General features: G+C 42.8%; 15 protein-coding genes. 2 read left to right on the top strand and 13 right to left on the bottom strand.

Annotation, left to right across the window (positions count from 1 at the left end):
* Nucleotides 1-45: 45 nt before the first annotated feature.
* From tnpB to WN50_RS06335, 6 genes are all read right to left on the bottom strand, one after another.
* Nucleotides 46-1,197, bottom strand: a complete 1,152-nt coding sequence (gene tnpB / locus WN50_RS06360) for an IS200/IS605 family element RNA-guided endonuclease TnpB (RefSeq protein ID WP_046281374.1) — start codon at nucleotides 1,195-1,197, stop codon at nucleotides 46-48.
* A gap of 322 nt (nucleotides 1,198-1,519) precedes the next feature.
* Nucleotides 1,520-2,335, bottom strand: a complete 816-nt coding sequence (locus tag WN50_RS06355; protein WP_046280563.1) for a hypothetical protein — start codon at nucleotides 2,333-2,335, stop codon at nucleotides 1,520-1,522.
* A complete protein-coding gene (locus WN50_RS06350; RefSeq protein ID WP_046280562.1) occupies nucleotides 2,332-3,150 on the bottom strand; it encodes a PilN domain-containing protein in 819 nt (272 codons plus the stop codon). The genes WN50_RS06355 and WN50_RS06350 overlap by 4 nt, the downstream gene beginning before the upstream one ends.
* A 94-nt stretch (nucleotides 3,151-3,244) precedes the next feature.
* On the bottom strand, nucleotides 3,245-4,336 hold the full coding sequence (locus WN50_RS06345; protein ID WP_049558453.1) for an RNA-guided endonuclease InsQ/TnpB family protein: 1,092 nt from the start codon (nucleotides 4,334-4,336) through the stop codon (nucleotides 3,245-3,247).
* A 566-nt stretch (nucleotides 4,337-4,902) separates the two neighbouring features.
* Nucleotides 4,903-5,994 (bottom strand): type IV pilus biogenesis protein PilM, encoded by a 1,092-nt coding sequence (gene pilM / locus WN50_RS06340; protein ID WP_046280561.1) that lies wholly within the window; start codon nucleotides 5,992-5,994, stop codon nucleotides 4,903-4,905.
* A gap of 145 nt (nucleotides 5,995-6,139) precedes the next feature.
* Entirely contained in the window at nucleotides 6,140-8,152 is a 2,013-nt protein-coding gene (locus WN50_RS06335) for a S9 family peptidase (RefSeq protein WP_323218379.1), read from the bottom strand.
* Between the two features lie 106 nt (nucleotides 8,153-8,258).
* Here WN50_RS06335 and WN50_RS06330 point away from each other — a divergent pair, with 106 nt between their 5' ends.
* Together WN50_RS06330 and ppsA are read left to right on the top strand one after the other, a co-directional pair.
* Nucleotides 8,259-8,528, top strand: a complete 270-nt coding sequence (locus WN50_RS06330; RefSeq protein WP_323218378.1) for a helix-turn-helix domain-containing protein — start codon at nucleotides 8,259-8,261, stop codon at nucleotides 8,526-8,528.
* 174 nt (nucleotides 8,529-8,702) lie between these two features.
* Entirely contained in the window at nucleotides 8,703-11,102 is a 2,400-nt protein-coding gene (ppsA, locus tag WN50_RS06325; RefSeq protein ID WP_425354784.1) for a phosphoenolpyruvate synthase, read from the top strand.
* Between the two features lie 387 nt (nucleotides 11,103-11,489).
* On the opposite strand, the gene WN50_RS33795 is transcribed toward ppsA, so the two are convergent.
* The 7 genes from WN50_RS33795 to WN50_RS37080 form a co-directional block, all read right to left on the bottom strand.
* Nucleotides 11,490-11,681, bottom strand: a complete 192-nt coding sequence (locus WN50_RS33795) for a hypothetical protein (protein ID WP_152964722.1) — start codon at nucleotides 11,679-11,681, stop codon at nucleotides 11,490-11,492.
* Nucleotides 11,682-11,784: 103 nt separating this feature from the next.
* The gene (locus tag WN50_RS06320) at nucleotides 11,785-12,015 is read right to left on the bottom strand and encodes a helix-turn-helix domain-containing protein (protein WP_046280558.1); all 231 of its coding nucleotides are present in this window, start codon (nucleotides 12,013-12,015) and stop codon (nucleotides 11,785-11,787) included.
* A gap of 152 nt (nucleotides 12,016-12,167) precedes the next feature.
* Nucleotides 12,168-12,584 carry a hypothetical protein gene (locus WN50_RS06315; protein WP_235440848.1) on the bottom strand — a complete coding sequence of 139 codons (417 nt, stop codon included), beginning with the start codon at nucleotides 12,582-12,584 and terminating at the stop codon, nucleotides 12,168-12,170.
* A gap of 143 nt (nucleotides 12,585-12,727) precedes the next feature.
* Complete coding sequence (locus WN50_RS06310) at nucleotides 12,728-13,180, bottom strand: GFA family protein (protein ID WP_046280557.1); 453 nt, start codon at nucleotides 13,178-13,180, stop codon at nucleotides 12,728-12,730.
* 58 nt (nucleotides 13,181-13,238) lie between these two features.
* Nucleotides 13,239-13,787 carry a class I SAM-dependent methyltransferase gene (locus tag WN50_RS06305; protein WP_053221444.1) on the bottom strand — a complete coding sequence of 183 codons (549 nt, stop codon included), beginning with the start codon at nucleotides 13,785-13,787 and terminating at the stop codon, nucleotides 13,239-13,241.
* A 27-nt stretch (nucleotides 13,788-13,814) separates the two neighbouring features.
* Nucleotides 13,815-14,030, bottom strand: coding sequence for a 30S ribosomal protein S21 (gene rpsU, locus WN50_RS06300; protein WP_046280556.1), 216 nt, complete (start codon nucleotides 14,028-14,030; stop codon nucleotides 13,815-13,817).
* A 132-nt stretch (nucleotides 14,031-14,162) separates the two neighbouring features.
* Nucleotides 14,163-14,327: a hypothetical protein gene (locus WN50_RS37080; protein ID WP_342586741.1), complete on the bottom strand. Its 165-nt coding sequence runs from the start codon at nucleotides 14,325-14,327 to the stop codon at nucleotides 14,163-14,165.
* Nucleotides 14,328-14,535 lie beyond the last annotated feature (208 nt).

The following is a 14,535-nucleotide window of genomic DNA, read 5'->3' as shown; positions in this document are numbered from 1 at the left end:
GTGAAGTACCCCACCCTACTACGTTGAGGGTGGGGCTTCCTACCCTCAAGAACTAGCGCTCTTGATACACAGTGTTTCAACTGTCTGGTTAGGCGTAGATTCGGACACTTCCTGCCCTATTTTAAACTCAGCAAACTGCAAAAGGTTTAGACAAGCATTAACATCACGGTCATGGAATGTATGACATTCAGGACAAGTCCATTCTCTATCTTTGAGGGTCAAGTCTTCTTTGATATATCCACAACTAGAACATCTTTTAGAACTCGGAAAGAATCTATCTACCCGGTAAATTTCACAGCCGTATAGTTCCCCTTTATATTCTAAAAGCGTTAAAAATTGTCCCCAGGCTACATCACTAATCTGTCTGGCTAATTTACGATTTTTTACCAGGCCTTTGATGTTTAAGTCTTCGCAACTAATGGCTTGGTTCTCGCCCGTTAGTTTTAGACTGATTTTCTGTTGGTAATCTAATCGTTGATTCGCTACTTTTTCGTGAATTGTAGCCACTCTAATTCTGGCTTTTTGACGATTATTAGAGCCTTTGACTTTCCGACTTAGCCTCCTTTGTCTAATTTTTAAGCGTCTTAATGAACGCTGAAAATAACGGGGATTAGGAAATTTTTCGGGCTTGGAGGTAATGAGAAAATCTTTCAACCCTAAGTCCATTCCAATTTTTTCCCCATTTAAAGGAGCTTTGGGAATGTCTAACTCAGTAACAATAGAGGCATAGTATCGACCTGATGCTGTTTGAGTAATTGTGACGCTTTTGATCTCCCCTTCAATTTCTCGATGAATGACCATTTTAATCGGGGTCATTTTCGGTAATTTCAGTTGGCCTTCTTCAGTGATTGAGAAATGTTGAGGAACTCGAAAAGACTGTTTATTTGAGCGTTTCTTAAAGTTGGGGAATTTTGCCAATTTTTTAAAAAATCTTACATAAGCCGTTTCTAAATCTTTCAAAGTTTGCTGTAAGGATTGGGAATTAACTTCTTTTAACCATTCATATTCTTTTTTGAGATGAGTTAGAAGTTTTGCCCACTCTTTATATCTCAAACTCTTTTTACACTCAGCATAGACATCGGTAGTTAAGCGCAAAAAATGGTTATAGACAAATCTAGAACAGCCAAAACATTTGGCTAAGAATGCCTTCTGTTCTTTATTAGGATAGAACCGAAAACGGTATGCCTTATTACCCATGCCTTATTACCCATGTCTTATACCTCCTTAAACCCATCATAGCATAGCTTATCTATTTGATTCAAAAAAGTTAAGTTAAGTTTTTTTGTCCGAACGGATTGAGTATATTGGTCGGGCATTCATCCCCACCTTGTAAGAAGGATGGGGTATTCTGCCCGACATTTTCGATAAAGTCAAATGTTTTAGATCGACTAGCCAGACAGGTTAGAGCATTTGTCCCATCCTGTCAAGCTCTGGGCTAATTTGATTTCAAAAAATTAATAACCGCGCTCAGTCTGAACGCGGCTTAGGGGTGATCTGATTGTGACGATCGGATCAAGAATTACTGGGGAGGTTGAGCATCCGGTGGGGGGGCGGCAGAGGCAGCAGCAGCGTCTAACTGTTCCTGACTCAAGGGCATGAGCGCACTCAGGTTAAAAGAAGTTTTCAGGCGGCGTTGAGGTTGTTCACCGGAAGGGACAAATTTACCTTGCTTGTATTCTCCTGCAACAACAGGCGCTGCTTCGACCAACTGAGTTTTCAAGTCTTGAACGACTAACATCGGCTGCATTCGTTCCAAGATAATCAGAAACTGCCGCGTTTGAGCAAAACTACCCTCAAACTCAACTTCATATCCACGCCGTCTTACCTTTCCGTTAACGGCTGAACCCAAAGAGCCATCATTAACGACTTCTGTATCCGAGGTTGATTCAGGAGTTCCTTGGGTTTGAGCCGGTTGAAACCTCGTAATCCTGGCTTTTTCCTCATCCTCTGTAATATCAGTATTAAGGCGATTGAGTTGTTCTTCGATGTCAAAGACCAACGTTTCTAGAGTGGCTTCGTCGGCGAATAAAGCCGTGACTGCTGCGCGTCTTTGCAGGGATTGGGCTAACTCTTGTTCAGCTTGTGCTTTTTTGCTGAGTTTTTCATCTTGCTGTTCGATTTCTTGTTGTTTACCTAAGATTTGGGTGTTCAGGTCGTTTCCCTGAGCAATGGTCGGCATGACGAACTTAAAAATCCCAAATCCGGCCAGCAATACTCCGGCAACGGCTACTGCAATGCCAATATTTTTGGGAGTGAGCGGGACTCCCAAAACCACCTGGCCTGAAACCTCCTGTTCGTCTTCGGCTTCAATAAAGACGTTGTTTGCTGATGTCATGGTTGAATAACTCCTTTTTGCTGAAGGGTTTGAATACGGTTGACCAGCCCAACCGCACCTTTACTCTTTAACTGAGGAAGTAACTCTGAAGCCGTCGCCGCACTTAAATTCGTTTCGATTTTGTACTCGACGACGGGTTGCAACTGGGGCAGGCTATTGCTTCCGCCTTGAGATTCCGCTACGACGAGTTGAGTCGGATTGTCTTTCAAACTCGCCGAGATCAGTTTTGTTTTCTCTCCATCAAAGAAGGGAGATTGGTTCAGCAACAACACAAAATCACTCAGTTGGGTGAAAGAATTGGCAATTCCTGTAATTTCGAGTTTAGCGGTTTCTTTCGCGGCTGCATCGGCGGGTTGTCCTGCGGCTGGCGGAGGTGCAGCGACGGCGGTTGCTGCGGGTTTAGTTTGTTGAATGCTGTTGATCTTCACCCCGGCTATTTGCATCAATTCGGCGAGTTCTTGAGTCAACGCTGACCAAGGCTTAATCTCATTGAAGACGGTGGCTAAGGCATTCGCTTCTTCGTTTGTGAGTTTGGCTTGAGCGTAAATTTGATCAAGTTGTGCGACCAGGTTGGTTTTTTCACCGAGTTGGGCTTCTAACTGGCTTAACTCGTTTTGTAACTGAGCATTCCGTTGATTGAACACTAACCAAACTCCCCCCACTAAAGCGTTTGCAGCTAGAGCAACTGCCGCGCCTATAATGATTGGGGTGCGATCAATGTTTGCGCCTCCTCGACCTGGGGATGCCGATGCTTTTCGCTCGGCGGGCTTGTAGTCGGGACGGTCGTTAAGAAAATTAATATCAAGGCTGTACATTGCATCAAACCTGCTTTATAAAACTGATATAACGCGGTACAAACCGTGTTAACGTTTACTTCCTGCATCACCCCGGACTGTCGGCAGCACCCGGTCAGACAGGCAAATCAGCCGAGAAGCCCTCGGCATAATGTAATAAATTCAGACTCGCATTCAAATCACGGTCAACGCTTACACCGCAAGCCTGACAGTTGAAAACTCGTTCTTTCAGTGCTATTTGTTGAACGTGACCGCAGTTTGAACAGGTTTTAGTTGACGGGTAAAATCTATCAGCAAAAACTACAACTGAGCCGTACCACGAGGATTTATACTCAACTTGGCGGCGAATTTCATAAAGAGCAGAATCGGCTATAGCACCCGCTAATTTATGATTTTTCAACATCCCAGAAACATTCAAATCCTCTAACCCGATAACTGCGTGATTTTTGCATAGCCATGAGGTGAGTTTGTGAATTGTATCTTTCCGAATGTTGACAATTCTTTGATAAGCTTTTGCTAATTTGAGCTTGGCTTTATTCCTGTTGTTTGAACCCTTCTGTTTTCTAGAAAGTTCGCGCTGAAGTTTTGCCAGATTTTTTTGAGCTTTTTTGTGGGCTGCTGGATTGTCAAAAACAGTACCATCTGAACAGGTCGCCAATGCCTTAACTCCAACATCAACACCCAGATAAACTCTTGATTTAACAGTCTGTTCTGGCTCAAATTCGTAAGCGACAGACAAATACCAAGAATCAGCGATCCTGCTGATTGTGACTCGTTTGGTTTGAATTTCAGGAAGGGCTTCGTAAGTGAATACCCATCCCATAAAAGGAAGTTTTAACCTCCTCCCTGAAAACCTCATTACTTTGCCACAATTATCTAAAGTAAAGCTATCATTTTTGCCTTTTTTCTTGAACTTAGGGTATTCAGCAATGCCTTGAAAGAATCGGCTAAATGCTTCTCCCAAGTGCATGAAGGCAAATTGATAAACTCTAGAACTTAGCGTTGACTGCCAGGGATAGTTTGGCTTAATGTGATTGGTGTAGAACTTTTTTAGCTTATTCCTTGAAGGCTTTAAACCCTGTTTGTAAGCTTCATTCCACATCGCTAACGCCCAATTCCAAACCCACCTAGAGTATCCAGCGTGTTGAGCCATTAAAGTCTTCTGTTTGTTATTCAGTTTTAACTTTGTTTTGAATGCTCGTTGCATAGTTCTGGGTCGTTCGAGAGCTTGAGTTTTGTACTTTCTTAGTCCATACAATTGATTAGAAAAACAGTGCAGTATTGCTCGAATGTCTTCGACCATTTCTGACTGTGGTGAAAGTTCTTTTGGGTTGAGAACAATCAACTCACAATTTCTAAGGTCATATCTACGCTGTCGATCTGGGGGTTTTGAGGGCGTGCGATCATAGCCTTGTTTCCCTCTACACGCCTAATCCTAACATTTACCCCAAATATTTAGCGGCTTCTTTGGGCTTCAGGTACTTGGTCATCTAATTGGGGTTATTAACGCACCTAGAGTACCGTGTTGTACCTGAAACTGTCAATTAAGTCTTAGCTCTGAGGATTTGTTTAGGGCTTGAGGGCATCATTGTAAGTGTAAATTTTAGACGGGTGATCGAGGATTTCCTTCGCTTATCCTAGCAACAGAGGGAATGTTTGAGATTAAGCTTTTTAACACTAATTCACTCATTCCAGTTAGAATTTCCCGAAGGTGATCATTGATAACTATGTCCATGATAGCGAAATCCCCCATCGGCGCTCCCCAACTTGAAATTAGATCACCCGCATTCCCAAACCTAACGCCACTCCTAAGCTAGCACGTTGCTCGGGTGGAATCTCTTGATCGCTTTGCAATGACAGCATTTCAACCGGATCAACTTGAGTGGCTGGCATGGCTAAACGCTGCATGAAGAACTCGTCGAGTTGCCCAATGGAAGCCCCTGGGCCTGCGAGTAGAAGTTGGGCAATCTCTAAACCGTCGCTTTGATTAATATAAAAATCAATGGAACGCCGGAGTTCATCGGCGAGTTCTGAGAGAATTTTAATAATCGCGTTTGTGCCGGGATTAGGATCGCTTAATGCTCCCATTGTATCAGTCACCGGAAGGGTCATGGCTTGCAATTCGCTGACGTCTCTCGATGGGGGCAAATTCATGGCATTATTCAATGCCGTTTGAACTTGAAATAATCCGATGGGAATGGTTCGATTAAATTGCGGGATTCCATTGACAACAATGGCGAGTTCTGTACTATCAAATTCGAGATCGGCAATAATCGCAGCTTCTGATGAGGAAAATTGTTCTAGTTGATTTTTGAGCGAGCGAATCAGCGCAAAACTACTAACTTCTATGACGTCTACTTTCAGTTCGGCTTGTTCAAAGGTTTCTAAGTAAGTATCTGTTACTTCTTTGCGCGTTGCCACTAACAAAACTTGCATTTTTTCGATGCCGTCTTCATCGACAAACATTCCCAATTTCTGATAGTCAACGTCGGCTTCTTCCCGAGAAAATGGCAAGTAAAGTCCGGCTTCGGCGTTCATATAATCTTTGAGTTCTTCTTCGTTGAGTTCGGCTGGAACCGAGATCAAACGAGTCACCGCTTCTCGCCCTGGAATGGCTGTAGCCACTCGTTTTGTCTTAATATTTTTATCGGCTAAAGTAGACTGAATTAACTCTGCCATTGTCGGTGTATCAATGATTTGCCCATCTTGAACGACATCTTCAGGCACGGGAGTTGTGGCAATATTAATTAATCTTAAATCATTTCCTTTTCTTCGCAGTTCTACAACATGAATGCGTTCGGAAGCTAATTCTATCCCAACTCCCGGTTTTTTGCCAGAAAAAAGACCTTTAAAAAAGCTGACCATAGTTGTTAATTGTGAACCGTATTTTTGATTTTAATTTTAAAGAGTTCTGAAGTTCAGTAATTTTGTAGGGGCGGGTTCATTACAGTTTACAGTAACCCGCCCAAAAACTGATTAATTTTGAGTTGTTAACTCGCTTTTTTCAGAATTAACTAAAAGATTGAACCACTCCTGAATGACCGGAAATTTCATTAATCGGTTCAAACCGACCCCCTAAATATTTGGCGAGAAATTCTTCAGCGATCGCATAGAAGTGTAACCGATTTTCAGGACGAGCGAACCCATGTCCTTCGTCTGTATATAAAGCATACTCAATCGGTTTTCCGGCTTGTTTCATGGCTTCAACAATTTGTTCACTTTCAGCCTGTTTAACTCTCGGATCATTCGCCCCTTGTGCAATTAATAGCGGTTTTTGAATTCGATCGACAAAAAATAAAGGCGATCGGGACTTCAAAAATTCCTCCTCTGTTTCCAGATTACCCACTCGATGATAAAAATTAGCACGAATCGGTTCCCAGTAAGGCGGAATACTCTGCATGAGGGTGACTAAATTACTCGGGCCAACAATATCCACCCCACAAGCAAACACTTCCGGCGTAAATGTCAACCCGACTAATGTGGCATAACCGCCATAGGAACCACCCATAATGGCGATTTTATCGCGTTGGGCGATATTATTTTCAACGAGCCAATTCACGCCATCAATTAAGTCATCGTGCATTTTCCCCGCCCATTCGCGGTTAGCTGCATTGACAAAGGCTTTCCCGTATCCTGTCGAACCCCGGAAGTTTAGCTGTAAAACGGCATACCCTCGGTTGGCTAACCATTGGGCTTCGGAGTCATAGCCCCAAAAATCTCGCGCCCAGGGGCCACCATGTACCAGCATGACGGTGGGAACCGGAGTGGAAACGCCAACGGGTTTGGTGAGATAACCATGAATAGTTAAGCCGTCTCTCGCCGTGAAAGACATCGGTTCCATTGGGGCGAGTTGTAACCCTTCGAGTTTGGGTTTGTTGGTAAAGAGAAAGGTGTTGGTTTTGGAGGCGCGATCATAAACGTAGTAGGAAACCGGGCCATCATCATCAACAAAACTGACTAACCATTTCTCATCGGTGAGGATGCGACGAATGCCAAATTCACCAGGACGAATAGCTTTAATGGCGTTTAAGTCGGCTTCTATTTCCGAGTCGAGGAAGATCCATTCTTCTTTATCTTTATAAAAGGAAACGGCTTCTATGTTGCGGGTGGTGGGATGGGCGAGAACTCCCCCGACGTCATACTGCGGATCTTCGGCGATCACGGTTTCGCTGCGGGTGGCCAGATCAAACGCAATTAAACGTGCGGCGTTAGCGTCGTGATTTCCCACAATATACAGGGTTTTGCCGTCGTTAGAGAAGAAAACTGCCCCGCCTTCTTCGTCTGGTCCCCAATGACGCAGGGTTTCCCAATCTTTTTCAGGGGTTTCTCGATACAACAAATCATAACCGCCATCGGGGGTTGTGGCGGAAGCGGCGCGAATTTGAAACTGACTGTCTGCTGTCCAACCGACGATGTTTCCTGGGTTTTCGGTATGAAATTCCACCGCCCCGGTTTTCAGGTTAACGTGATAAACGTCAAAGACTTGGGGGTTTTTTAGGTTCATCCCGACTAACAGTTCTTCGGGGAAGTTGTGATCGAGATCGACAACTTGCGCTCGCACCCCTTGAAAGGGGGTTAAGTCCCGGACAATATTAGATTGAATGTTCACCAGATATAAATGCCAGTTTTCGTCGCCGTCGGAGTCTTGGGCGTAGATCAGTTGATCGGGGCTGTACGTCCAGAAAAAGCCGCGAATTCCTCGTTTTTTGTCTGCGGTGAGTTGGCGATCATCTTCTTGTCCGACGGTTCGCAGCCACACCTGGAGAACGTTTTTGTCGTCTGGGGCGATATAGGCGAGGTATTTGCCATTGGGTGACAAAGACGGACTGGTTCGTTCCGGGTTGCCGAAGAGGATATCACGGGAAATTAAAGGCGGAAGTTGGGTTTCTGTCTGTTGTGCTGTTGCTGTGGTCATGGTTTTCTTGGCTTTGACTTTCTCTATTTTGACGTGAAATGTGGCTTCAAGGGGGAAATTCATGGCTTTCAGTTGATTTTGACCAGAGGCGACAGGGTTGATGTTCACCCGATCTGTTCATCCCTTCAGAGGAAGTTTGAATCGGACTGAAGACGAATAATATAAATAGACGGTTGTTATACCATTTGTTGATTTTTGAGATTTGGAGGTTGAAATGGTTATGGAAATGGTGTTTTTAAATCTGAAAAAAAACTTCCCAATTCTGATTTTAACGTTACGCAAACGCTTAGGGCTTTCCCAGGAAAAACTGGCGGCACAGTTGGGCGTTTCGTTTCAGACGGTTAATCGTTGGGAACGGGGACATACCAGACCGTCTCAGTTGGCTTTGTCTGTGATTAAACAAAAGTTGATTGAAATGGAACAGGACGGGTCGGATTTATTAATTCTATATTTTGGAGATGACCAAAGTCAAATGAATAACTAAAATTATAACACTTCTGTTCGGGTGGATTGAATTGTTAAATGGAAATAGAATGATCAATCCAATTCCCGCTCCCCGCCTGCACTGATCCGTTAACTATGAACTGAGATTTTCTGACACTACTCTCGAAAAAGGTTTGTCATAATTGAAGAGAACCGCTAAAACCCAGGAGCAAAAATGACCATGACTCAGGAAAATTCCTATATTCGTTGGTTTGAAAATATTCGGGTTGGTGATGTTCCCACTGTGGGCGGGAAAAATGCTTCTTTGGGAGAGATGGTACAATCTCTAAAATCTCAAGGAATTCGGGTTCCCGATGGCTTTGCAATTACGGCTCAAACTTACTGGGAATTTATCGAGGCTAACAATCTTCAAGCGAAAATTCTGTATCAAATTGAACAGTTTCAAGCCGGAGAAATTTCCTTAGAAAAAGCGGGAAAAACCATTCGTCGTTTATTGGTTCGTTCTCGGTTTCCTGATGCAATTGCCGAAGTCATTCGGGAAGGTTATCGTCAACTGTCTGATCGTTATAATTTAGAAGAAGTTGATGTGGCGGTTCGCAGTAGTGCTACGGCTGAAGATTTACCGGATGCTAGTTTTGCTGGACAACAAGAAACCTATCTCAATATTACTGGAACTGAGGAAGTTTTGGAGGCTTGCCGCAAATGTTATGCGTCTTTATTCACAGATCGGGCAATTAGTTATCGGGAAACAAAAGGGTATAATCATATGGATGTTGCCCTATCGATTGTCATTCAAAAAATGGTGCGATCGGATAAGGCTTGTTCGGGAGTGATGTTTTCAATTGATCCAGAAACTGGTTTTCCTAATGATATTTTGATTACCGCCGCTTGGGGTTTGGGAGAATTAGTGGTTCAAGGTTCAGTCACGCCTGATCAATATCGGGTTTTTAAACCGTTGTTAAAGCAGCCTGAATTAAAACCGATTATTGAGAAAAGTTTGGGGAATAAGCAGGAAAAAATGATCTATGCGTTGGGAACAACAAAAACAACGCGAACGGTGCAAACGTCTCTCTATGAATTACAATCTTTTTCCTTAGAAGATGAGGAAGTTTTACAACTGGCAAAATGGGCGAAATTGATTGAAGACCATTATAAATGTCCGATGGATATTGAATGGGCAAAAGATGGCGATACGGGTGTATTATATGTGGTGCAAGCCCGTCCAGAAACGGTACAATCTCAAAAACAGGCAGGTGTTTTAAAGACTTATTCGCTGACACAACAAAGCGATCGTTTGTTAGTGGGGTTGAGTGTTGGGGATGCTATTGCCAGTGGAAAAGTCTGTTTGATTCGCAATGTTACGGATATTGAACAGTTTACAGAAGGAACGATTCTGGTAACAGAAATGACTGATCCAGATTGGGTTCCCATTATGAAAAAAGCGGCGGGAATTGTCACCGATCATGGCGGAAGAACCTGTCATGCTGCTATTATTAGTCGGGAGTTAGGAATTCCGGCAATTGTCGGAACGGGAAAGGCAACAGAATTGTTAGAAGCGGGACGAGAAGTAACGATTTCTTGTGCAGAAGGTGAGGAAGGATATGTTTATGAAGGCTTGTTAGATTTTGAGTCAGAAGCTGTCAGTTTGTTGGATATTCCAGCCACAAAAACGAAGATTATGATGAATATTGGCAGTCCGACGGCGGCGTTTCGTTGGTGGCAACTTCCCGCCGATGGTATTGGGTTAGCCCGGATGGAATTTTTGATTAATAATATCATTAAAGTTCACCCAATGGCGTTGGTTCATTTTGACAAAGTTACGAATTTTTCGATTCGTCATCAAATTTCTGAAATGACGCACGGATATGAGGATAAAACGGATTATTTTGTGGATTTGTTATCGCGGGGAATTGCAAAAATTGCCGCTTCTCAATATCCTAAACCTGTAATTGTGCGAATGAGTGATTTTAAAACCAATGAATATGCGGATTTAATTGGGGGTCAACAGTTTGAAAAAGTTGAAGCTAATCCCATGTTAGGGTTTCGCGGGGCTTCGCGGTATTATAGCGATCGCTATCGTGAAGGGTTTGCGTTAGAATGCAAGGCAATTAAATATGTGCGAGAAGTGATTGGGATGGATAATGTGATTATTATGATTCCCTTCTGTCGCACGTTAAAAGAGGCGGATCGGGTATTAGAAGTGTTAGAAAGTAATGCCTTAAAACGGGGTGAAAACGGTTTACAGGTTTATGTGATGTGTGAACTTCCTTCTAATGTGGAATTGGCAGATGAGTTTGCAAAACGCTTTGATGGGTTTTCCATTGGAAGTAATGATTTGACGCAGTTAGTATTAGGCGTAGATCGGGATTCTGGAGAATTAGCTGAGTTATTTGATGAACGAGATTTGGCTGTTAAACGGATGATTCAACGTTTAATTAAAACCGCCCATGAAGCCGGGCGAAAAGTCGGAATTTGTGGTCAAGCCCCCAGCGATCATCCTGATTTTGCTGAGTTTTTAGTCGAGGCGGGAATTGATTCGATTTCCTTAAATCCTGATAGTGTGGTGAAGGTGAAACGACGGGTGGCGGAAGTGGAAAGTCAACGCATTCAATAAATATTATCACCTCACAGTCGTTATTCGCCTCTACACATTTTAAACGTCGTAGAGGCGGGTTGATTACAGTGATCTCTAACTCTTATAGCGGTGTGCGCTCCTATGAGGTACAAACCAGAAACCCGGTTTCTAGCAGAAACCGGGTTTCTACCCAATCGGTGTTATACCTCACAGAACTGAAAACTGCTATATCATTCTTGAAAGAATCCGCCCCAACAGACAAAAACTGAATTACTTTTTATCAGTCGTCTCCGAAGAAATGGCGATCATTCTCCAACAAAGACTCAAAGAATGATCGCCGACAATATATTAATTATCTTTCGCTTTTCTGCACCAAATTTTTGACGAATGAAACAGCCGTGAGTTCAACCCGTTAGCGTTTATTGATTATTTGATTGACAAATCGGTTTGACGGTGGAGAAGTCCAGATAGAAAGTCAGACATCAAAAGACTTAGATTTTTCCAAGCTGAATTTAAAGATACAATAATTAAACGGAGAGTCAGATGAACGACTGACTCTAGGATTCTCCAGGTTAACAGCGAAAGAAATACAATTAATCTACCTGTAAATGCTAACATGATAACTAACCTCAACTCATTTCAGAAAATAGTGCGTTTGTACTCGTCTTTCAATCAAAATTAGTAATTTCACCCTGGATGTAAGGTTTTGGCAACAACAAAGTTATTCACCAAAATACTTCTCTAATAAATCCGTTCCTTCCTCACCCATCTTTTCCAACTGTTGTCGGATCAGCATCTGAGCCATGCGAGTTGGCATGGTGCGGCCATTTTCCCAGTTGTTAACGGTTTGAAAGACAACCCCCAATTTTTCCCCAAATTGTTTTTGCGACAAACCTAAACGCTGTCTCAGGGTGCGGACTAAAATTGGAACCTGCGATGTGCTTACTGACATTGGAATATTCGATACTCTATATTCAAGATATACAATTTCCAGGGCAAAAGCCAACAGCGAAATTGCTGAACTTTTGAAATTTTGCTAGTGCTAAAATTTAAGCTAATCTCCGTAAATTTACGGAGTAATCAATTCGGTTAATATAATATTCCTTAAGACGTTGGCTTATTTTCTGATATTTCCCAACGAAATAGTCGAGGAAGTTGTGCTAAATCTAAAGCATAATTCCCAATCCAGAGGATGATTTGCAAAATTAATACGGTTCGTACCCAAAATAATTCAGGTTCAGCATTCAAGAGGGTTAAACCTTCGGATAATTGATAAATCCGATAAGGTAAATATAAATAAGGAACCATCACCCAGACTACAGAGGGAAATTTTCTTAAGGTCAAATATTCGGTGATAATTTGTAAACCCAGCATCAGGAAATAAGAGGCAAACACAGTCAATACAACTGAGTTTTTCTCCCATATTCCCCAAACCAGCAGAACCCCCAAAGGCGGTAATAATCCTAAAATCTGTACAGTCCCAAACCAAATTTTAAACCATCCCGGTAAAGGGCTAGGCAAGCTGTAGGGCTAGGCATTTCTCCATGCCAAACCCACAATTCCCAGAAAAGAGGTCGCCAGTACGAAGAAGATTAGATTCTCTAGTATAAGATGAAAATGAATATTAAAAGAATACATATTAGGTGCTAAAGTTTGACTGACTTTTATGACTGATCGTGAAATCGTTCAAACAGTTGTGAGTAATCTTGGGGTTGTGCCTGATAATTGAGCATATTTTCACTCAAAACTACCCATTTTTGAGCGCTTTGAGTCCATAAATTGCCCACAGGTTGAAGCCAACGAGTATCATCAAGTGTTCCGGGTTTGACATTAATAATTTTAGGGTTACGGGCTGGAGAATGAAATAATCTTGTACCGCACTCTCCACAAAATGAACAAGTGACTTGATGACCACTCTGAGAAACCCTCGACCATTCTTTGAGTTGTCCTTGGAGGAGAATAACAGCTTCCCTCGGAACGGGCATGGACATACCAAAAGCACTGGAAGATTGCTTCTGACACTCTGTACAATGGCAAACATAGAGCGTTAGAGGTTTACTGCGGATTTCATATCGAACACGTCCACATTGGCATCCTCCAGTGTAGAAAGCAGTCATATTTTTTGATCCGAGTGTTATTAACTTATAGATTTATTATCTGTGTTTATCCTATCTATCAAAGGGTAGAGTTTTTAATTGCATCCACTTCTTCTATCCCATAGAAGAAATAAGGATTGTGAAACTGATCAATATCAAACCTCCAGGGAACTTGACGCACTAAGTCAGAGAAAACCTGCAAAACTTCAGTAGCATTTCCCTGACCCCCACAGGAAATAATTAACTTACCCTTGTTTTTTAAAGCGCGATTAGCTCCCTGGAGAAAGGCTAAATGATCATCAACCCAATGCAGTGCAGCATTAGAGAAGACAACATCAAATTCGGCTTTAAACGGAAGCGAACGTCCATCTATACAGGCGAAGGAAAGATTGGGATGCTGAGATCTTGGATAAGTTTTTGTCGCATAGGCGATCATTTCTGAAGAACTATCGACTCCAACCACTTGTCCTTGAGGTAAAGAAACCGCAAAATCAGCAGTAATCTTTCCATCGCCACAACCGACATCGAGAACAGACTCGCTACCCTTGAAATCCAGATGCGAACGCAATTGTTCAGCCCACTGAAGTTGAGCATTGGAATTTTTCGCATATTCTTCTGGATTCCACATTGATGCCCAATTGCCCTCTTGAAAGTTTTAGCGAACTTGCTGCTCAAACCGTTTTCTAGAGTTCCGCATTCTGCGGCGTTCCTTGTGTCTGGCAATTTCTTTTCGCTTATGTTTTTGGGCGAGTGTTTCAAAGTAACGGTTCTTTTTCATGTCGGCAAAAATACCCGCCCTGGAGACTTTCTGCTTGAACCGACGCAGGGCTGACTCCAACTGCTCGCTTTCACCGACGACCACTTGAGCCATGCAATATCCTCCCTTATGAATTGCTTTTTCACTCAGTTAATAGAGCGTCGTTCAACTAACAACAATTAGACCGGAATAATATCCGTCTTCATCTGAGAATTGAATTGGAAAATAGAATGTGAATTTCGCCGCTTAATAGCAGCTCGAAAAGCGATCGCGTCGGTTTCCCCCATCCGAAGAATTTCTTCCTTCACAGGGTTTGGCTTGATTCATCTTGAGATCTCGTCCCCTCCATTGAATACCATCGAGTTGTTTAATGGTACTTTCTGCTTCAGCAACGCTATCCATTTCTGCCAATCCCAAGCCCCCTGAGCGTCCGGTTTCGCGATCGCTAAGAATCTGAACTCGTTTGATGGAGTCCTAATAGGCGCGAAAACAGACTTGAAATCATCCTCCGTAACCTCGTAGGAAAGATTACCGACATCAACAGACATTTAAGACCTCCTAGATCGGAATGCGTGTAAACAGAGACTTCGGAAGGCAAGCTATGCCCCGTTAAACAGAA

This window comes from Limnoraphis robusta CS-951, from assembly GCF_000972705.2.
This window is presented reverse-complemented; position numbering and strand designations above follow the sequence as displayed.